Origin of the sequence: Geofilum sp. OHC36d9 (assembly GCF_052400685.1) — a bacterium.
Lineage (GTDB): Bacteria > Bacteroidota > Bacteroidia > Bacteroidales > Marinilabiliaceae > CAZHHH01.
The window spans coordinates 326,428-347,044 of record NZ_JBQTGJ010000002.1 but is presented as its reverse complement, the minus strand read 5'-3'; the positions used below and the strand labels follow the sequence as shown (position 1 = coordinate 347,044).

Annotated in this window: 18 protein-coding genes and 1 riboswitch; of the genes, 7 read left to right on the top strand and 11 right to left on the bottom strand. The window is 42.2% G+C overall.

Annotated elements, in window-relative coordinates:
- Nucleotides 1-33: 33 nt before the first annotated feature.
- From ACT3CD_RS04195 to ACT3CD_RS04175, 5 genes are all read right to left on the bottom strand, one after another.
- Nucleotides 34-654, bottom strand: coding sequence for a porin family protein (locus tag ACT3CD_RS04195; RefSeq protein WP_444643241.1), 621 nt, complete (start codon nt 652-654; stop codon nt 34-36).
- A gap of 293 nt (nt 655-947) precedes the next feature.
- Nucleotides 948-1,571, bottom strand: coding sequence for a GTP cyclohydrolase I FolE (gene folE, locus ACT3CD_RS04190; protein WP_444643239.1), 624 nt, complete (start codon nt 1,569-1,571; stop codon nt 948-950).
- A gap of 240 nt (nt 1,572-1,811) precedes the next feature.
- Nucleotides 1,812-2,387, bottom strand: coding sequence for a nitroreductase family protein (locus tag ACT3CD_RS04185; protein ID WP_444643237.1), 576 nt, complete (start codon nt 2,385-2,387; stop codon nt 1,812-1,814).
- A 594-nt stretch (nt 2,388-2,981) separates the two neighbouring features.
- The gene (locus ACT3CD_RS04180) at nt 2,982-3,563 is read right to left on the bottom strand and encodes a superoxide dismutase (protein ID WP_444643235.1); all 582 of its coding nucleotides are present in this window, start codon (nt 3,561-3,563) and stop codon (nt 2,982-2,984) included.
- A gap of 348 nt (nt 3,564-3,911) precedes the next feature.
- Nucleotides 3,912-4,508, bottom strand: a complete 597-nt coding sequence (locus ACT3CD_RS04175) for a superoxide dismutase (protein WP_444643233.1) — start codon at nt 4,506-4,508, stop codon at nt 3,912-3,914.
- A 143-nt stretch (nt 4,509-4,651) separates the two neighbouring features.
- Here ACT3CD_RS04175 and ACT3CD_RS04170 point away from each other — a divergent pair, with 143 nt between their 5' ends.
- Nucleotides 4,652-5,944, top strand: a complete 1,293-nt coding sequence (locus ACT3CD_RS04170; protein WP_444643231.1) for an MATE family efflux transporter — start codon at nt 4,652-4,654, stop codon at nt 5,942-5,944.
- A gap of 67 nt (nt 5,945-6,011) precedes the next feature.
- On the opposite strand, the gene ACT3CD_RS04165 is transcribed toward ACT3CD_RS04170, so the two are convergent.
- Nucleotides 6,012-6,443 carry an Hsp20/alpha crystallin family protein gene (locus tag ACT3CD_RS04165; RefSeq protein ID WP_444643229.1) on the bottom strand — a complete coding sequence of 144 codons (432 nt, stop codon included), beginning with the start codon at nt 6,441-6,443 and terminating at the stop codon, nt 6,012-6,014.
- Nucleotides 6,444-6,766: 323 nt separating this feature from the next.
- The gene (locus ACT3CD_RS04160) at nt 6,767-7,198 is read right to left on the bottom strand and encodes an Hsp20/alpha crystallin family protein (RefSeq protein WP_444643227.1); all 432 of its coding nucleotides are present in this window, start codon (nt 7,196-7,198) and stop codon (nt 6,767-6,769) included.
- A gap of 150 nt (nt 7,199-7,348) precedes the next feature.
- Here ACT3CD_RS04160 and ACT3CD_RS04155 point away from each other — a divergent pair, with 150 nt between their 5' ends.
- Nucleotides 7,349-7,546 (top strand): hypothetical protein, encoded by a 198-nt coding sequence (locus ACT3CD_RS04155; protein WP_444643225.1) that lies wholly within the window; start codon nt 7,349-7,351, stop codon nt 7,544-7,546.
- Nucleotides 7,547-7,874: 328 nt separating this feature from the next.
- Here ACT3CD_RS04155 and ACT3CD_RS04150 read toward each other — a convergent pair whose 3' ends face one another.
- From ACT3CD_RS04150 to aroB, 3 genes are all read right to left on the bottom strand, one after another.
- Complete coding sequence (locus tag ACT3CD_RS04150) at nt 7,875-9,131, bottom strand: DEAD/DEAH box helicase (RefSeq protein WP_444643223.1); 1,257 nt, start codon at nt 9,129-9,131, stop codon at nt 7,875-7,877.
- A 257-nt stretch (nt 9,132-9,388) separates the two neighbouring features.
- Complete coding sequence (locus tag ACT3CD_RS04145; protein ID WP_444643221.1) at nt 9,389-10,612, bottom strand: 3-phosphoshikimate 1-carboxyvinyltransferase; 1,224 nt, start codon at nt 10,610-10,612, stop codon at nt 9,389-9,391.
- A gap of 17 nt (nt 10,613-10,629) precedes the next feature.
- Nucleotides 10,630-11,697, bottom strand: a complete 1,068-nt coding sequence (gene aroB, locus ACT3CD_RS04140; protein WP_444643219.1) for a 3-dehydroquinate synthase — start codon at nt 11,695-11,697, stop codon at nt 10,630-10,632.
- 535 nt (nt 11,698-12,232) lie between these two features.
- On the opposite strand from aroB, the gene ACT3CD_RS04135 reads away from it, so the two are divergent.
- Both ACT3CD_RS04135 and dprA read left to right on the top strand, forming a co-directional pair.
- Nucleotides 12,233-12,682, top strand: coding sequence for a hypothetical protein (locus ACT3CD_RS04135; protein WP_444643217.1), 450 nt, complete (start codon nt 12,233-12,235; stop codon nt 12,680-12,682).
- A gap of 23 nt (nt 12,683-12,705) precedes the next feature.
- Nucleotides 12,706-13,821, top strand: a complete 1,116-nt coding sequence (gene dprA / locus ACT3CD_RS04130) for a DNA-processing protein DprA (RefSeq protein ID WP_444643215.1) — start codon at nt 12,706-12,708, stop codon at nt 13,819-13,821.
- A 44-nt stretch (nt 13,822-13,865) separates the two neighbouring features.
- Here dprA and ACT3CD_RS04125 read toward each other — a convergent pair whose 3' ends face one another.
- A complete protein-coding gene (locus ACT3CD_RS04125) occupies nt 13,866-16,799 on the bottom strand; it encodes an FAD-binding and (Fe-S)-binding domain-containing protein (RefSeq protein ID WP_444643213.1) in 2,934 nt (977 codons plus the stop codon).
- Between the two features lie 638 nt (nt 16,800-17,437).
- Nucleotides 17,438-17,697, top strand: a riboswitch (cobalamin riboswitch).
- A gap of 193 nt (nt 17,698-17,890) precedes the next feature.
- Between ACT3CD_RS04125 and ACT3CD_RS04120 the strand changes: the two genes are divergently transcribed.
- The 3 genes from ACT3CD_RS04120 (at nt 17,891) to ACT3CD_RS04110 (ending at nt 20,617) form a co-directional block, all read left to right on the top strand.
- Nucleotides 17,891-18,712, top strand: coding sequence for an ABC transporter substrate-binding protein (locus ACT3CD_RS04120; RefSeq protein WP_444643211.1), 822 nt, complete (start codon nt 17,891-17,893; stop codon nt 18,710-18,712).
- Between the two features lie 65 nt (nt 18,713-18,777).
- Nucleotides 18,778-19,794: a FecCD family ABC transporter permease gene (locus ACT3CD_RS04115; RefSeq protein WP_444643209.1), complete on the top strand. Its 1,017-nt coding sequence runs from the start codon at nt 18,778-18,780 to the stop codon at nt 19,792-19,794.
- Nucleotides 19,784-20,617: an ABC transporter ATP-binding protein gene (locus ACT3CD_RS04110; protein ID WP_444643207.1), complete on the top strand. Its 834-nt coding sequence runs from the start codon at nt 19,784-19,786 to the stop codon at nt 20,615-20,617. Before ACT3CD_RS04115 ends, ACT3CD_RS04110 begins: the two co-directional genes overlap by 11 nt.

Below are 20,617 nucleotides of genomic sequence, written 5' to 3'. Positions count from 1 at the left end.
AGACGATTGTTAGTATTGTTTTCTTTTTTTGTGCTAAAACAGACGATACCCAAGCGACAGTAGTAATGCTTTGCTTTTACGATCCATCCCTGCATCCGACACATCATTAAGGCCCCACTCGTAACGAATGTCGAATGTGAGTTTGCTGATTTGCAGACCGCCGCCTAGTTGCATATTCCAGTTCATCTTTTTTAAGTCCTCACCTGTATAGTTGTTGGTGTTGGTGATAGGAAAAGAGGATTTATCGTCTGTTTTGAAGGAGGCTACCGGACCTCCTATACCATAAATTTTTAGAATTTTAAGATCGATGATTTCCAGGTGAGCCAAGATGGGAACATCCCAACTATAATAGGTCACTTTTTCTTTGGTGAGGTCACCTGTAATGTTGGAGAAATTGGTGCTGCCAGTTTTTTTTGAATAATAAATTTCAGGTTGCAATGAAAGGTTGCCAAGAAGACCAATCCGACTGTAAGCACCGAATAGATAGCCATTTTTGAAATCGTCACTGGCACCTGAGAATTCGAAATCCTTATAGTTTGAGGTGTTGAACGATGTTGAATTGTAGCCCACTTTTACGCCTAATTGAAATTTCTGAGCCTGCACTGGTAATATCATTACAGATAATAGCGTTAAAACGAAAACAGATATTTTCATGTGTCTATTATTTAATTTTTAAGGTCCTATGGAACTCGCCGACATAATTCATCTTCCTTTGTGAGAATCAAAGATCAGCGAAGCCAAATTTTACTCATGGCACGTTTCATGTTTTTTGTGTTAGTTAATGTGCGACCAAATACGATGCTTGATATTTATAACTCCCAAAGTTTGAAAAATGAAAGTAACGAAAATGACAGTGTTCCCTTTTTTTGTAAAATAAAGAGAAAAACATCAATCATTATTTTGTTTTTTTTGGGGGTACACTTCGTTGGTTCTATAGGCAAAAATTACTAGTGAAGATTAGACCCTATTATATTTAAAAATTCTTGACGTGTTGCCATATTTTTCAAAAAGGCACCGGTAAAATCAGATGTTGTAGTTACCGAGTGTTGTTTTTGCACACCGCGCATTTGCATGCACATGTGTTGTGCTTCAATAACAACTGCTACCCCCAGTGGATTTAAGGTGTTTTGAATACAATCCTTTATTTGTGTGGTTAATCGTTCCTGCACCTGCATTCGACGGGCAAAAGCCTCAACAACGCGTGCAATTTTACTCAGCCCGGTGATATGATGGCGTGGAATATAGGCCACATGTGCTTTCCCAAAGAACGGTAACAAATGGTGTTCGCACATGGAATAAAGTTCAATATCTTTTACGACAACCATTTGTTGATAATCTTCTTTAAATATGGCTGAACGGATGATTTCATCAGGGTTCATATTGTAGCCCTGAGTAAGAAACTGCATAGCCTTAGCTACTCTTAATGGTGTTTTTTGAAGGCCTTCACGTGTGGGGTCTTCGCCTAATAGTTTGATTGACTCCAAATAGACTTCAGATAATTTCAGGGTCGTTTCGTCGTCATATGTTTCTGTTTTCACGTAGCCGTGATTGCCGTGTAAGGAAAAATCCATTTTTTATATTTTTAATAACACCCCTTCCGGGCGACTGAAATCATGACGATTGCCAGCAATTGACAAATCGTTTATTTATAACAATAAATTACATGAGATGGTTGATGATTCAGACAAAAATAGAGTTTTATGGTAATTTATCTGGTTTTTTCTCAATAAATATTGGTTGATCAGTTGGGTTTCTGGACTTTTTGTCGATAAACAGAACGGGCCTTACTGTTTTTGTAAGGCCCGTTTTGTTTACAGGGATAAGATAATTTCATTTAATGGTCGTTTGGGGACGTGGTGATTTCCTTTTTCATCCCTGTAATATTTTATTTTACCATTTACGGTTTCTTCAATTATAACCGTTTCTTTTGGTTTTCCGATGGCTATGACCTGTATGATTTTAAAGTATGGAGGAATGTTGAGGGCTTTTTGAAGCGCCATTCTTTCCACCGACCCTATGATGCAACCTCCAAGGCCTATTTCGGTGGCTCCCAGCAGGATGCTTTGGGCTGCGATACCTTCATCACAGAAATAGTTGTCGGAAATTCGGGTGTCGTTAACCATTATGAGGTAGGCTGATGGCCGTTCTCCTTTTTCCGGACCCTGCCAGTCGTGCAAGTAGCCTGCCCACGCAAGGTGCTGAAATATTAAATAATTTCGTTCAGGCGTGTTGGAAATGATGTATTTGATTGTTTGTGCGTTACGGGCCGATGGTGATAAACGTGCCAGATCAATCAGTTCTTTGAGTGTTGCACTGCTGACTGGCTCGTTTTCGTAAAAACGACGATAGCTTCGACTTTTTTTTATAAGATCTTTTAGTGTGCTCATAGATAATTTATGATTTAGAGTAAGATTGATTGGGCTGTGAAGTACTGCTTCAGGTTGATATATGAAACGAGCATGAGAGTAATCTCTCACACAGGTGAATGATTATTCCGGCGAGTTCCATATGGCCTTTCAAAATTTAATTTAATCATATGAAACGAGCCATGGGAATGGATTCACACACAGAAGCATGATTATCCCGGCGAGTTCCATATGGCAACTGAAAAACAAATTATAAACATATGAAACGAACATGAATTTTAGCATTCTAAAATACACACAGTAGAATGATTAAAATTCATCGAGAGTTCCATATGACCATTGAAAGATAAATTTAATCATATGAAACGAGCCATGGGAATTGATTCACACACAGAAGTATGATTATCCTGGCGAGTTCCATATGACCTTAAAAAACAAAATATAATCATATGAAATTTTATTTTTTACTGAATGGCGTAATGGAATGTTGGTGGTAGAATCATATTGCAAAGACGTTATCTCTATTTGATTTAACGTCTTTGCTAAAGCTTGTTTTATATGATTCGTTTTTATGTTAGCCGGATGATTGTGCCGGCGCGGATGTTGTTTTTAAGCTTATTTTGAGTAACGGCTGCCTACGATATCCCAATCAACGACATTCCAAAAGTTTTGAAGATAGTCTGGTCGTCGGTTTTGGCAGTCCAGATAATAAGCATGTTCCCAAACATCACAGGTCAGAATGGGGGTTAATCCATTGCGTATTGGATTTCCGGCATTGCTTTCTTTTACGATTTCAAGCGAGCCATCGGTTTTTTTGACGAGCCAGGCCCATCCGGAACCGAATAGCGTTGCTGCTGCCTGAGTAAAATCGGCTTTAAATTTTTCAAATGATCCAAAGGTTTTATCAATAGCTTTTGCCAGTTCTCCCTTAGCCGTGCCTCCTCCTTTGGGTGAGAACGCGTGAAAATAGAAGGTGTGATTCCATACTTGTGCGCCATTATTAAAAATACCGCCATCTGCTTTTTTTATAATCGTTTCCAGATCCGCATTCTCAAACTCGGTTCCGGGAACCAGATTGTTCAGATTATTGACATAAGCCTGATGGTGTTTGCCGTAATGAAATTCCAGTGTTTTTTTTGAAATGTTGGGCTCTAATGCATCTAATGCATAGGGTAGTTCCGGTAATTTAAATGTCATGGCTGTATAATTTTTAATTAAACGAATGTTTCTAACAAATTTAACCAAAAATAGCGGGTTTAATCAAGTGTGATATGAGTTATTTTTTAGCGTGGAGATCGCTTAATTGGCGTTTGATGAGAATAAAAAAACGCCTCTGCTGAAACAGAGGCGTTTAAACTCAAACAATCAAAAAAATCAAACTATTTGGACGTTACATTTAATTTTTAGCAGTGAAAAGTTAAGTGCTTGATAAAAAATGTTCAAATTCAGAGCTTGCGAAGTCCGAATAATGTGAGTTTACTCCCGTAAATGATCATTTTTCGGACAAGCGTGACGCAGAATTTGTATTATTCTTTCAGGCACTAATTAAAATTTGTCGGCTACTGCCTGCCAGTTTACAACATTCCAGAATGCCTGAATGTATTCAGGCCGCCTGTTTTGATATTTTAAATAGTAGGCATGTTCCCATACGTCGAGACCCAAAATAGGGGTTCCTTTTACTTCTGCGGTATCCATTAACGGATTGTCCTGGTTGGGGGTTGATGTTACCACTAATTTCCCGTCGGGTAACTTTACCAGCCAGGCCCAGCCAGATCCGAATCGGGTGGCAGCAGCTTTCGCAAATTGTTCTTTGAAGGCTTCAAAAGAGCCAAAGTCTTTGACTATGGCATTCAGTAATTTACCGCTGGGGGTACCGGTCCCGTTTGGGCCAATTACTTTCCAGAATAGACTGTGGTTATAAAAACCACCGCCGTTATTCCTTACAGCCATGCTGTATTTTGAGATGTTGGCTAAAATGTTTTCAATGGTTTCATTGGCGCCTGAAGTGCCTTCAAGTGCTGCATTCAGATTGTTGGTGTACGCAGCATGGTGTTTGGTGTGATGAATTTCCATTGTTGCCGCATCAATGTTCGGCTCCAACGCATTGTATGCGTAATCGAGTTTTGGTAGTTCGAAAGCCATAATATTACTTGTTTTAAAATTTTTAAATGAATTTGTTAATCATAAATCAATCTCTTGTTATTTAGACTGATTTAATATAGTGAAAACAGTTGCTAGTGAATAATGTTCAAACTGATTTGATAAAAACCACTATTTTTACGGACATGAACAGACAAATAATTCGGTTGGCTTTGCCAAATATTCTTACCAATCTGACGGTGCCATTGTTGGGAATGGTTGATATGTATCTGATGGGGCATCAGGACTCGGTGCATTATATGGGGGCAGTAGCTTTGGGGGCTGTGATTTTTAATTTTGTGTATTGGGGCTTTGCTTTTTTACGAATGAGCATCAGTGGATTGGCTGCGCAATCGTATGGCAGTAATAATAAGAGTGAAATGGCTTTGGTGCTGCAGCGAGGACTATTACTGGCAGCCGTGGGCGGGGGATTGTTATTGCTGATTCAAATTCCTTTGGCTGACTTTAGCTTTTGGTTGCTCGAAGGGAGCAGTGACGTGAAAGTGATTGCCCGTGAATATTATTTTGTCAGAATATGGGCTGCGCCGGCGGCCATTTTGTTGATGGTTTTTTATGGCTGGTTTTTGGGAATGCAAAATGCCATTTATCCGATGATAATTGCGATTACAGTTAATGTGGTTAACGTTATTTTCAGTTTTATTTTAGTCGATTATATTGGAATGCAGGCACGTGGCGTGGCCTTAGGATCTGTAATTGGTCAATATACAGGGCTGTTTCTGGCTGTTATCTTGTTTTTTAACCGGTATCGAGGTATGGTTCCTTTATTTACGAGCCATATTCAGCCTTTAATGGCACAGATGAATCGTTTTCTTAATGTTAGTGGTGATATTTTTATCCGCACGATGTCGATTATCGCAGTGTTTACATTTTTTACATCTAAATCGGCCGGTATTGGCGATGTGACATTGGCAGTCAACAGTGCCTTGTTGCAGTATTTATTTTTGTTTTCATATTTTTTGGATGGTTTTGCTTATTCCGGGGAGGCTTTGGTGGGCCGCTTTTTTGGTGGTGACAATTGGAAAGGATTGGCGATGGTGGTTCGCCGGTTGATGTTATGGGGACTGTCTTTTGCGTTGCTGTTTACGTTGGTTTATGCTTTGATGGGTAGCCGTTTGTTAAAGGTGTTTACCGATCAGCCCGAAGTTGTTGAAAAAGGACGTGAGTATTTGATATGGGTGACGCTAATTCCGTTGGTGAGTTTTGCATCTTATATTTGGGATGGCGTATTTATTGGTATCACAGCTTCAAAAGCGATGCGAAATTCGGTGGTGATTGCTGCTTTGTTTTTTTTCTTCTTTCCCTATTATGGTTTGTATCCGTATGTAGGAAATCATGCTATTTGGATCGGGATGTTGCTTTTTATGGCTGCCCGGGGTTTATCGCTTACCATTTTGTACGCACGTATAAACAAAGTATAGAAAGGGTAAAACAAAGGCTGCACGTGGCAGCCTCTGTTTATTTGGTTTTAGCGTTTCCGGTTAAACGTTATTTAATTTCAATCATTCTGGCCGGTTTTGGTTTTACTTCTTCACGTTTGTGAAGAATTATTTTCAGGATTCCATCTTTGTAAGAAGCGTCAATTTTTGAATCGTCCACCTCGTTACGTGGAATAGCAAATGACCTTTTAAAATTGGAATAACAGAACTCCTGACGGGTATAGCCGTCTTCTTTGTCTTCGCGTTTGGCCTCTTTTTCGTATGAGATGTTAAGAACATTGTTGTGTACTTCTACTTTGAAGTCGTCCTTGTTTAAACCTGGTGCAGCTACCTCAATGTTGTATTCGTCTTCTGTCTCTTTTACATTAACAGATGGTACGGAGCTTTTGCCGTTAAAGATAGGTGCTGAGAAAATGTCTCCACCAAAAAAGTCATCAAATACGTTGCTGATAGTCGGCAATTGATTGTTGAAATGTCTCATAAGTGCCATAATTTTATCCTCCTATATTTAGTTAAACTTTATTTATTGTTTTTGGATAGGAGTATTGCAAAGGGTGTACCAGTCTCAGGAAGAGGACATTATGGCATGATTTAAGTTTGTATAATGACATTATGGCGTAAGGAAAGTTTTTGTAACTGACAAAAATGCAGTAGAGGTGTTTGTTTTGTGTTGTTGTTTTAGTTGGGGGTGAATGGAAGTGTTTAGAGGCGGTGGTTTCCTGGTCATGCGCAACGAAAGGGCACAAAAAAAGGCTGCATATGGCAGCCTTCCTTTATGTTCAGAAAAATGTTTCCGGTTAAACGTTATTTAATTTCAATCATTTTTGCCGGTTTCGGTTTTACTTCATCACGTTTGTGAAGGATTATTTTCAGGATTCCATCTTTGTAGGAAGCGTCAATTTTTGAATCGTCCACCTCGTTATGTGGGATCGCAAATGACCTTTTAAAATTGGAATAACAGAATTCCTGACGGGTGTAGCCGTTTTCTTTTTCTTCGTGTTTGTCCTCTTTTTCGTAAGAGATGTTAAGCACGTTGTTGTTTACTTCTATTTTGAAGTCGTTTTTGTTTAATCCCGGTGCGGCCATTTCAATGTTGTACTCGTCCTGCGTTTCTTTTACATTGACAGATGGTACGGAACTTTTGACGTTAAAGATAGGTGCTGAGAAAATGTCACCACCAAAAAAGTCGTCAAATACGTTGCTGATGGTTGGCAATTGGTTGTTGAAATGTCTCATAAGTGCCATAATTTTATCCTCCTATATTTAGTTAAACTTTATTTATTGTTTTCGGATAGGAGTATTGCAAAGGGTGTACCACTCTAAAAAAGAAGACATTATGGCGCAAGTGTAATTTTACTGGTGACACAATGGCGTAAAATGGTTTTTTTGGCTGACAAAATTGCAGTTGTGGGGTTTAAGTCGGGGTTTTTAATTTGCACACAGGAATTGGTTGAAAAAGAACCGGCTTTAAATTATGCGGTAAAACGAATGGGTATTATAAGAGCAAGTGGTAAAAAGGGGCTGTTTATTCCTGGACAAAGCGATTGGGCAGCCTCTGGTTTCCTTTGTTCATTTTTTTTGTAAATGGTGCTTGTAAAAAACAAACTGTTGAGTTGTGGTTGTCCTCAAAAAAATTTTTTAATAGGAGACTCTTGTTTTTTGAGCTGCGTAAGTTTTGAATTTGTTGAATCAAGCTCCTGGCTTTATGGACAAGCACAAATAGATTTGGACTATTGCAATTTATTCAAAAATAATAATTCCCGATGCAGGATTCATTTAAAGTAGACGTAACATACTGATAACATCGAAGAGGAAAGTAAACAGGATATTTGTGTTCGGGATTATTCATTTCCTCCCGACAGTTCCTGTGTGTAAAGCGCCGTTCCAAAAGAGGAACGGCGCTTTTATTTGGTTATCTTTTTTTGAATGAGGAGGTGTTGGCGCTTCGGCTTCTGTTAGGTTTTGCTTTTGTTTGTCCGTTGGTAAATTTACGCGATGGGCGTTGTTGTTTTACCGGCGGTTCGGGGTTGAGATCAATGAGTGGGTAGGGGTGCCCATCGACTACCTCTATTTTTTTGTGAATCAGTTTTTCAATGTCCTTCAAAAAAGGTTTTTCTGTTGCATCGCAAAACGAAAAAGCGGTACCGTTGGCGCCTGCTCTCCCGGTTCGGCCGATCCGGTGAACGTAGGTTTCAGGTATGTTAGGGATTTCATAATTAATGACGTATTCCAGGTCGTCCACATCAATACCGCGAGCGGCAATATCGGTGGCTACCAAAACGCGGGTGGTTTGTTGTTTAAAATTGTTGAGTGCATTTTGTCGCGCATTCTGCGATTTGTTGCCATGGATGGCCTCTGCCTTAATTTTGTTTTTGTTGAGTACCCTTACAACTTTATCTGCCCCATGTTTGGTTCGGGTGAAGACCAATGCTGTTTTTATGGATTTATCCTTTAGAACTTCTAGCAGAAGGCCTGTTTTGTTGCCTTTGTCAACAAAGTAAACCGATTGTTGAATAATATCCACCGTCGATGAGACGGGGGTTACACTTACTTTCTCTGGATGTTTGAGGATATTGTCGGCCAGCTTTACTATTTCAGGCGGCATGGTGGCTGAGAAAAAGAGTGACTGCCGGTTTTTGGGTAACACGGCTAAGAGTTTCCGCACGTCGTGGATAAAACCCATATCTAACATGCGATCGGCTTCGTCAAGAACAAAGTATTTAATATCCCGAAGGGTGATAAAACCCTGATTCATCAGGTCTAAAAGTCGCCCGGGAGTGGCAACCAGAATGTCAACACCGGCTTGTAAGGTTCGTACTTGCGGATTTTGATTCACGCCGCCAAAAATTACCGTGCTTTTTAATCCGGTATGTCGGCCATAAGCTTTAAAGCTGTCGTCGATCTGAATAGCCAGTTCTCGTGTAGGTGTTACTATGAGACTTCTGATTTTTCGTTTGCGACCATATTCTTTATTCTCGTATAGTTGTTGTAGGATGGGGATGGCGAATGCAGCTGTTTTTCCGGTCCCGGTTTGAGCACATCCCAATAGGTCAAAGCCTTTTAGTAAAAGAGGTATTGATTCGGATTGGATAGGGGTTGGGGTTGTATAACCTTCTTCTTGAACGGCCTTTAATATAGGGTCAATGAGTTGTAATGAGTCAAATGTCATAAATAGATGTTTGTTTTAACGGTGATTTACCGCTTTCCCGAAAGGGAGATATAATTTTTTGTGAATTGCAATGTATGCCATGGTAATACACCCAATGATCAATCGTTATCATTCGGTTTGTAAAATCCAGAAGCTTTTTTGCGTGAGGATGTGTTGATTTCCCCTTAAGGGACAGGTGTTTGGTAGTATTGAAAATAATATTGTGTTTTCTGATAAATGGCTCAGAAAGATTTATAATAAGCCGCAAGTTACGCTTTTTATTTGATTTGGATACCGCTTTTTTGTAAATCTTCCCAAAATGAAGGATATGATTTGGTTACTACCATGTGGTCGGCAATGCTGAACGTCGGTGTTTTTAAGATGACCGGGGCAAAAGACATGGCCATGCGGTGGTCTTTGTAGGTTGAAACAACAATGTTAGTGTCAGCCGCATGTCGCACCCCGGTCCATTCCAAATTGTCTTTGTGGTTGGTTTCTATTTCGAATCCAAATTTCTGAAGCTCTGTTAACAGGGCTTTGATGCGGTCTGTTTCCTTAATTTTTAGGGTGTGCAGACCGTTTAATTTAAATGGGATACCCAGAAATGCCGCAGACACCGCAAATGTTTGGGCCAAATCGGGTTCATTGCTGAAATCGTGCTTGAACAGTCTGGTGGTTTCACCGGTATTGATAAGTTGTAACCCTTTTTGTGAAAACTTACTTTGAACGCCCAGTTCTTTAAACAGTTCGGCAGTAGCTGCATCGCCCTGCCAGCTGTAACGGTCCAAACCTTTCAGAAGAACCGAAAATCCTTTGGGAGCAAATGCTACGAATTCAAACCAGTAGGATGCCGCACTCCAGTCGGCCTCAACTTTTGTCTCAACCGGCTGATAGTTGGCTACCGGAACTTTTATGGTATTATTTTGCCAGTCGCATTTAACACCATATTTCTCCATCAATTTGAGGGTTAGATGCAGATATGGGCGTGATGTGATTTCGCCCGTTAAGTTTAAAGTGAGCCCTTTTTCCATGTAGGGGCCGATCATTAACAGGGCTGAAATGTATTGACTACTGACGTCGCCGGGTATGTTAAGCTCGCCACCGGTCAGCGAACTGCCGAAGATGCGTAGGGGCGGGAAGCCCTCTTTCTCCATATATTCAATTTTTCCTCCCAGCTGATTGATGGCATCAACCAGTACATGAATTGGCCGTTGTTGCATGCGTTCGCTGCCCGTGATGGTCCATTCGCCTACTATTTTTGATAGGTATGCCGTCAAAAACCGCATGGTGGTTCCCGCTGCGCCAATGTCAAAATGGTTGTTGTTGCTGCTAAATACCTGTAACATGGCTTTTGTGTCGTCGCTGTCCGACAGGTTTTTTATGGCGTAGGGGCTGTAGCTGAGAGCGTTGAGTATGAGGAGGCGATTGCTGATGCTTTTGGAAGCGGGAAGCTCTATTTCAACACTGTTTAATTTCTCCGGCTTTGTTAGTTGAATGGACATGTCTGTACGGTTGTTTTTCAGGCTTGTAAATAGTAATCAAGGGCTTCAATCACTTCGGCTTTTTCGCAATGGGTATTGATGGTAACTTCTCCGGTATTTTTCAACAATGTGAAGTTGATTCGGCCGCCCTGGTTTTTTTTGTCGTGTGTCATAGTGGTGTACAACCAATCAAAATCAGCCGTTGTGAATTCAAATTTGCCATAGATACGGTCAATATACTGTGTCAGTTTTTCCACCAACTGAATTGGAAAGCCCAGTTTTTTATGGGCCAGATAGAGCTCCGGTATAAGTCCGAATGCAACGGCATAGCCATGAAGTATCGGCCGTTTTTGCTGCAATGCGAAACTTTCGAAAGCATGTCCCACTGTATGCCCCAGGTTTAATGCTTTACGGATGTTTTCTTCGTGCGGGTCGCTGGTTACGTAGTCGTCTTTTATTTTAATGGATTCGGCGACCAGCGATTTCAGCTCCGGCATGTTGGGTTGAAGGATGTTGAAATTAAGGGTGCGTTTGAGCATTGCGTCACTCTTTAGTAGCGCATGTTTAATCATTTCGGCAAATCCGGAGGCTAAATTGTTGTTGTCGAGAGTCTTTAACAGGTCGATGTCTATTAACACCTGTTTGGCTTGCATAAATGAGCCAATTTCGTTTTTATAGCCATTAAAATTGATGCCGGTTTTTCCGCCCACCGACGCATCGACTTGTGCCAACAAGGTGGTTGGAATATTGATGAAATCGATTCCTCGTTTGAACGTTGCTGCTGCAAAGCCACCCAGATCGCAGGGCATACCACCACCTAAATTTATTAGCAGAGAATGACGTGTGGCCCCGCCTTCAACCAAAAATGTCCACACTTTAATGAGGGTATCGGTATTTTTATGGGCATCACCGGTGCCAATAACCATACACCGGCTGTCTGTGATGCCGGGGATGCCGGCAATAGCTGGAAAACAGAGTCGGTGAGTCTCTTCATCGGTGAGCACGAATACTTTTTCGTTTTTGTAAGGTTCAATCATCTTAGCCACATCAGTGACCAGATCATCACTCGTAAAAACGTTGGTTTCCTGCGTATGTAGTGATTGCATATAGCTTCTGTTTTTGTTTGTTGCTGAGATGTGAATCCATTTCGCACAAAAATAAGATTTTTAACTCAAAAGATGTTCTTTTTAAAGACGCTTGCAGTAAATTCAAGACTTTCAGTGGCGATTATTTTTCTTTTTGTGCTTATCACAAAATTTCTTTTACAGACTAAGAATGCTTCCTCTTTGAGGTTTGTTAAGTCCGAAAAAATGGGAGTCTACTGGTGTAAATGATCGTTTGACGAAGCGGCATAACGCTGAAGTTGGTTTCAGATAACTTCTATTTGACGACGTTGCAGCGTTTGTGGATTTGATGAGTCGATCATAAACCATCAGGAATATGAGTTATATGGAAATTTTATATATTTTTAAAGATGATTTTTAAATTGGTTGAATCGTGGCATAATCTGTAATTGTCGTGTTTGCATTTTATGGACCGGGACAGTTTCATAATGTTGGAGTTAAAATAGAATATGTTCCCGTTATAAATTTTTATAGGGACAATGTTTTTTAGTGTAATACATCTAATTTTTATTTTGTAATGGATAATAAAAGTACATCAGATAAAATAATTCGAAAATTTGCTTTTTCATGGGTCTTATTGTTGGCCCTTTTTGTGACATCGCTTCTTTTTAAGCCGGAGTTGCCATTGGTTGTAAAGATTGTTATGGGCGTTTTGACCTTCGGGTTGGCCATTATTTTTGGAATAGGAGGGTATTATTATATTGAGTTGAAAATTGAGAATAACAGCAGTCTGCTGGTACGTTATTACAATCTCTCTCCCATAGGCAGGCAGTTTAAGGCGTTTAAAATTCAACTGGCCCGTTTGCAGCGATACGAAATAAAGAAAAAGGGGCCGTTTACTTTCATCTGTTTTTTTGAGCAAACCAACAGAGGGATCGCGCGGTATCCATTAATAGGCTTCATGGCTTTAACAAAAGAGGAACGGGAGATGTATCAGGATTTTTTAAATAAGCTAATAAATCGTTAAGTGTTTGACTAAACCCTTTGCCCTTGACTGATTTTTTGAAATATCGAATAGCTCTTAGCTTAATTAAAGGTGTTGGCCCACGGCTGGCGCGTAATCTTATTGCCTATTTGGGAAGTGTTGAAGCCATCTTTCTTGAAAAACAGGATTATTCGCGGGTGCCTGGAATAGGGCGCGTCATTGCCGAAAAACTGCAACGGGCAGGGTTGGCCGAGGCATTGAAAAGAGCCGATCGTGAAATCGAATTTATACATAAAAATAATCTCAAGACTCTTTTTTTTACCGATGAAGGTTATCCTCTTAGATTGGCCCAATGTGACGATGCTCCTTTGATGCTTTATCTTAAAGGCGACGTTGATTTGGATGCGGGTAAAATTGTTAGTGTTGTTGGCACCCGACGACCGACCGACGATGGGCTGGCGTTGTGCGAGAAGCTGATTGCCGACATCGCTGTTAGATATCCCGGAACGCTCATCATAAGTGGGTTGGCCTATGGTGTGGATATTTGTGCCCACCGGGCTGCTTTGCGACACCAATTGCCCACGGTTGCTGTTTTGGCCCATGGGCTCGATCGTGTTTATCCGCCGTCACATCATCATACCGCACGCGATATTGTGGAACGAGGGGCTTTGGTCTCTGAGTTTTTGTCAGGAACCATGCCCGACCGACCTAATTTTGTGCGTCGCAACCGTATTGTGGCTGGTTTATGTGATGCGGTGGTGGTGGTGGAATCGGCGGTCAAAGGCGGAGCGCTTATCACGGCCGATATTGCTTCCACATATAGTCGCGATGTGCTGGCGTTTCCAGGGCGGGTTACCGATGAGAGCTCAAAAGGGTGTAATAAGCTGATTAAAACCAATATTGCGGCCATGATTGAATCCATCGACGACCTGGAGTATGTTTTGGGTTGGGAAAGTTCTACAACTGACGGTCAGCCGGCACAAGGTAGTTTATTTGCCGTTGCGCAAACATCTGAAGAGAAAGCCGTGATGGATATTTTGCGGGTGGAAAAAGAGATAAACCTGAATATATTGGTAGTAAAAACAGGTATCCCTGTCGGAAAATTATCGGCTACATTGCTCGATTTGGAATTTAAAGGGTTGGTTAAGAGCCGCCCGGGCGGAGTCTTTAAGTTGATGTGATCTGCGTTATGTTTGTTTTTCGAAAGAAGTTTTCTAACTGTCATTTATAACAGTGCATCAAATAATACTTCAACAGGATGGAGGGCGGTTCTTCCGGTGCCGTCTTTTATCTGATGGCGGCATGAGTGCCCCGCTGAAACCAGGATGGTCGATTCCGGTGTCTTTCTGACTTCAGGAAACAGCGACAGCTCGCCTATCTTCATCGATAAACTGTAATGATTGTCTTCGTAACCAAAGCCACCCGCCATGCCGCAGCAGCCGGATTGTATTTCTTCAGCCATGTAATTCTCCGGAAATGAAAGTATTTGTTTTGTGAATGAAGTGTCCGAAAGAGCCTTTTGATAACAGTGGCCATGAAACCGGATGGTTTTGGCTTCGGAGGTAAATGATGAGGTCCGGATGTTGCCATTTTTCATTTCCGTGGCTAAAAATTCTTCAATGGTGAAGGTGTTTTTGGCTATTTCGCGGGCTGTTTGGCGTAGCGATTGTGGTGCCAAATCAGGATATTCATCTCTGAAAGTCAGTATGGTAGATGGCTCAATGCCCACCAATGGCTGGTTGTTCGATATTTTTCCTTTCAGTTGAAGCAGGTTGTGTTTAACTACGGCCGATGCTTTACGCAGTAACCCTTTGGATATTTGCGTGCGACCGCTTTCTTTAACCGGTGCCAGTTGTACGTAATAACCCAGTCGACGTAATAAGAGCACTGTTTTGATTCCAATGTTTCCGTCGTAAAAATTGGTGAATTCATCGGCCAGCAGAATGATGGTTTTTAGTTTGGTTTTATTTTTTCTTTGCGGATGACGAAAAACCCAATGGTCAAGACGTTTGGAACTAAACGCTGGCAACGTCCGTTCTTTGGTGATGCCGGCAAAACGCCACATCATCTGTTTGACGGGTTGCGTGCGGATAAGCAGATTGTAGATACGGAAAAATGGTGCGATGATGCGGTTGATGCGAGGTAGTTGCCCCATTATTCTGGCCGTGAATGGCGTTCCTTCCTGATCGTACATGTATTGCAGAAATTCGGCTTTGAGACGGGCCATATCAACACTTGAAGGACACTCATTTTTGCAGGCTTTACAACTCAGACACAAGTCGAGTACCTGGGCCAGATCATTGGTCGTGAGGGCGGCGCCGCTGTTTTGGCCCTGCAAAAAGGCGCGTAGTATGTTGGCGCGTCCACGTGTTGAGTGGCGTTCGTCACGTGTGCCCCGGTAGCTGGGACACATCACGCCGCCTGCCAGGCTGTTTTTGAGACAGTCGGCCGATCCATTACACCGTTCTACTGCATGCATCAGGCCGTCGTCGTCCGACCAATTAAAAACCGTTTTAGTAATGGGCATTTCTTTTTGTTCGGTGTAACGAAAAGAACTGTCCATGGGTGGTGTGTCGATTATTTTACCCGGATTGAACAGACCGTCGGGGTCAAATATGGTTTTTACTTTTTTCATCAGCTCATAGTTGTCTGTTCCAACCATAAGTGGAATAAATTCACCACGCAAACGCCCGTCGCCATGTTCACCACTCAGCGATCCGCGAAACGATTTAACAATTCGGGCCGTTTCTTCACCAATTTGTCTGAAAAGTTTAATGTCATCCGGATGGCGTAGATTTAGTACCGGACGTATGTGTAACTCACCGGAACCGACGTGGGCATGGTACACGCAATTTTTGTGATATTTTGCCAGCATCTGGTCTATGGCCTCAACATAGGCGGGCAAGTCTTTAACCCGCACGGCGGTGTCTTCTATGAGCGAGACCGGTCGGGCATCTCCTTTCATATTCGACAGGACGCCCAGACCTGCTTTTCGCAGATTCCAGACGCGGTTGATATCCGGCCCGCTAACAAGCGGATAGCTGTAGCCGTAGTTGTTTTTCTTGAAGGCACTAATCAGCGCTCCCGATTTGTGGATGACTTCGTCGTCTGACGCACCCGAGAATTCGATGAGGAGCAGCGCTGCCGGTTCTCCTTCAATGAAAAAACGGTTGGACCGTTGCAGTGAATTACCTTTGGTCAGCTCAAGTATGTTGTGATCCATCAGCTCCACGGCGTCGGGATGGTGTTCTACCGCTAAAATGTTAGCCTCCAGGGCTTCCCTGAGCGAAGTGAAATGAACACATAACAGTCCTTTGTTTGGCAATGGCGGTGGAACCAGAGCCACTTTGACGGAAGTGATAAACAAAAGAGAGCCTTCGGAACCGGCTATTAGTTTCGATAAATTAAAGAGTGGCGCATCGCTATCGGGTTTAAACGGGGCGGTATCCAATAACTCATCCAGTGCGTAGCCGGAATTTCGCCGATGTATGTCGGGGTGTGGAAATTCTTTACGTATTTGTTTACGTATTTGCCGATCGGTGTATACTTCTCTGAAAAAGCGGTAAATATCACCTTCCAGCGTCTCGTCACGGCATTTTTTGTCGAACTCCCACTTTTGCAATGGTCTGAATGTGACTTCTTCGCCATTTGATAAACAGCCCGAAATTTCAATGATATGATCGCGGGTACTGCCATAAACCATTGAGTGAGATCCGCATGAGTTGTTGGCAACCATGCCTGCCAGCGTGCATCGGTTGGCGGTTGACGTCTCCGGCCCGAAAAAGAGACCATGGGTGGCGGCTTCACGGTTTAGGTCGTCAAGCACCACGCCGGGTTGCACTTCGGCCCATTTTTCTTTGGCGTCGATATGTAGAATCCGGTTCATGTGGTGTGAAAGATCTACCACAAGTCCATGACCAACCACCTGTCCGGCCAATGAAGTACCAGCTCCACGTGGAATCAAAGGTATTTTATGTCGGGCAGCAAAACCAACAATCAGGGCGATATCGGTAGCGTCGCGTGGCATGACTACGGCCATTGGTAATTCTCGATACACCGAGGCGTCGGTTGCATATAATGTGCGGGAGACCGTGTCGGTCAGCACTTCTCCTTTCAAAAGATTATCGAGTTCCCCAAAGGGGGGATACGGGTCATCCATGGAAACAGAACGTATTGGTTTGAGATGCTAAATTAGTAAAATATGTCTTATTCGTAACGAAATTGTTAATTAGTGCTCGAAAGAAAAATTCAGCTTCGGCGTTATGCTTCGCCTCAAAATGCTCGCCTATGCCGGTAAACCCCTGCTTTTCGAGATGTGCAGGCCTTGAATTATACAGTCAAACGCTTGTCATATATGGGTCAAATAAAAATATTACAATACGTCTAGGTCTCCTTTCTGAGACTTTCCACCGAAAAGTTTTATTCTTCTTTACACTTCAACAATTTTTTATAGGCAACAAAATGGATTTTGTCGGCATCGTATTTTTTTTAAAGCATGAAAATGATTTTGACGCTTGTTGGATGTCATTTATGAAGATTAATAAAGACGTAATTGAGATTGTCTCTTCCATGTAGCTCTCGATCTTGTAAACTTTGAATTTTTATTCCAAACGCCGGCTTTACGGAAAGATATTAATTTGGCGTATAGCAGGGGACTTCTGTGGCTGATAAATCTGTTTTGTTTTTAAGGTTGTTGTACGCAAAGAATTAATTTCCAATTGCCGCATGGAACTTCCATAAAATATCCATCCGCATGTGCGGGAATTATTTTATCATGGTCGTTTCATATAAAAGTTTAAATTTGCAATTGTATTTGGTGACTGTTTCGTTGTCGTGAAACGGCCTAATAGGGAATCCGGTGTAAAACCGGAGCTGTACCCGCAGCTGTAAGTCCAGAACAATGGTTTTTAATACCTCTTTGCCACTGCTGTCTGTTAGTGAGATGTTAACGGTGCCGTAATTTATTTGCCGGTAAATGTTAGTTGATTGTTTGCAACAGCGGGAAGGCTTTAAAAACCCGGATGAGCCAGAAGACCTGCCAAATTGATTCAATGAGTAACCAAACTTCGGGGAAAAAGTTGGGGGCTATGAACTACTCATTTTTTCGGGAAACCGGCTTTTCAACGATGAGTCCTGTTACGTGTTTTCACTGATGTAAAGTAGAAGCCCATGATTATGGTCCGTGAAGAGTGATTGGTTCTAAGCATTTAGTAGTTTTTTCGTGGATTCAAAAAATAACAACCATTGAGCATGAAAACCATTTTTCTTACTGTTGTAGCTATTTTACTGATGTCCACGCTTTGGGCTCAGACGCCTCAGCGCATTGTCTCGCTGGCGCCATCGTTGACCAAAGGTGTCTATTATCTGGGGGCAGATGAGGCGTTGGTTGGCCACACTTCTTATTGTTATATTGCCAAAGACGATGGCAAGGAGGTGGTGGCTTCTGCCATTAAAGTTAACGTTGAAAAGGTGTTGATGTTGAATCCCGACCTGGTGCTGGTACATGCTATTACCAAACCTCAAACTATTAATATGCTGCGAAAGGCCGGCTTGAAGGTGGAAGTCTTTGAAACGCCTCGTTCTTTTGATGAAATATGTACTCAGTTTTTGCGTCTGGGGCAGTTGATAGGAAAGGAAGATACAGCCCGCAAAATGGTGGCTTCTATAACTAAGGATGTTAACCTTATACGGGAAAAACAGGCCCTTGCGCAACCGCAAAAGTTCTTTTTTCAGATTGGAGCCGATCCGTTGTTTACCGTTCTTGATGATACTTATATGGCTGATTTTATCTCTTTTTCAGGCGGGACAAATATTTCTTCCGGATTAAAAATAGGTACTGTATCGCGCGAATTTGTTCTCACTAAAAATCCTGATGTCATCATTATTGTGAATATGGGAATTGTGGGTGACGAAGAGATGAAAATATGGCAAAGTTATCCCGATTTAAAGGCGGTGAAAAGCGGTAAGCTGTTTTTTATTGAATCGGATATGGCAAGCACCCCTAATCCGGTTGACTTTTTACAAACGATGCAGGTGATTGAGCGTAAATTAAATGATTGCAAAAGCGAGTAGGGTAAGCTCTGACGTCATCGTTTTAACAATGGCCGCTGGATACTGTTTCTTATAAAAATGTGACAATGAGCGCAAAATATGTCAAATGGGTTTTGTTTACATTGCTGTTACTCTTGTTGGTAGTTGGCGCATCGATTTTGTCGTTGACCATGGGTGAAGCCTCTATTTCGGTCGGTGATATTATTCCCTTGCTGAAAAAAAAGGAGGGAATGGATTATTTTATTCTGACGGGAATGCGTTTGCCTCGTGTTATACTGGCTTTGGGGGCTGGTGGTGCTTTGAGTCTGTCGGGCGCCATTTTACAGGGTGTTTTTCGTAATCCGTTGGTGGAACCCTATACGCTTGGTATTTCGGGCGGTGCTGCTCTGGGGGTTGCTTTGGTAATTGTTTTGGGATTACATCTTACGGTAGGCTCTTTTATGTTACCACTGGCCGGGTTTGGTGGTGCCATATTAACAGTGGTTATTGTTGGTCTGTTGGGCTTTCTGCATGGTGGTGCCGATGTTAATAAGATGTTGCTCATAGGTGTGATGATTAGTTTTGTGGCTTCTTCGGTTATGATGTTGCTGATGTCGGTGGCCACGGCCGACGATTTACATGGTATTATGTTTTGGATGATGGGCTCGCTGGATGAACCGGATACATTCCTGATTAAAATAGTATTGTATGCTTCGGTGGTGGGCCTGTTTGTCAGTTATTTGCTGGCACGGCCGCTGAATGCTTTGCTATTGGGAGAGGCCAAAGCCCGTTATCTGGGTATTAACAGTAAAACGACCATTCGTATTTTGTTTTTGGTGGCTTCATTGCTCACGGGTATTTGTGTATCGGTGACCGGGGTGATTGGTTTTGTGGGGTTGGTTATACCGCATTTTATACGTTTGCTGGCCGGTTCTGATTATCGGTTTTTGTTGATAGGTTCGTTTTTAGGAGGTGGCTTGTTTTTAATTATCAGTGATGTGCTGGCGCGGACGATTATTTCTCCCAACGAGTTGCCCATTGGCGTGATTACAGGTATGGCCGGCGGCATTTTGTTTATTGTGGTGTTAAATCAGTTTAAGAAAAGAGGACGTCATGCCCGATAGTTATTTGAAAATAGTCAATCTGGATTGTGGCTATGGCGATGGGTTTCGCCTGAAAAATATCTCATTGTCGCTTCCCAAAGGCGCGCTTGCCGGAATCATTGGTCCCAACGGTTCCGGTAAAACCACCTTGTTTAAGGGGATCTCCGGTAATCTGGCAGTCCGAACGGGCGAGATATGGCTCCACCATGAGAATTTAAACACCTTAAAACTGAATGCCAAAGCCCGTAAGGTGGCTGTTGTTAATCAGTTTCCTGATGCCATAGATGTGACGGTTGAGGATTATGTGCTGATGGGACGGTTGCCTTATCGTGAAGCATTTCAGTTTTTTGAGCCACGGCACGATGTGGTTATCGCTCGCAAATACATGCGTTTGACCGGTATTTTTAATCATCGTAAGAAATTAATGTCGCAGCTGAGCGGTGGTGAACAGCAATTGGCGGCTATTGCACAGGCGTTGACGCAGGAACCGGAGCTGTTGTTGATGGATGAGCCAACATCGCATCTCGATATTACGCATCAGGTGCAGGTGCTTAATCTTATTCAACGATTGAATGGCGAGATGAATTTAACGGTTTTAATGATCATTCACGATTTGAATCTGGCTGCCGAATATTGTAATTATTTGATTATGATGAAGGATGGTGCGATTCACATGAAAGGAAGTCCGCAGGAAGTGCTCACTTACGATAATATTGAGCAGGTTTATAACACCGTTGTGGTTACCGAGATCAACCCGCTGTCGGGTAAACCGGCTGTCTTTTTGGTGTCAGAGAGAATATTGAAGCACATTAAGGATAAATATGGTAGTCTGAACAGAGACTGA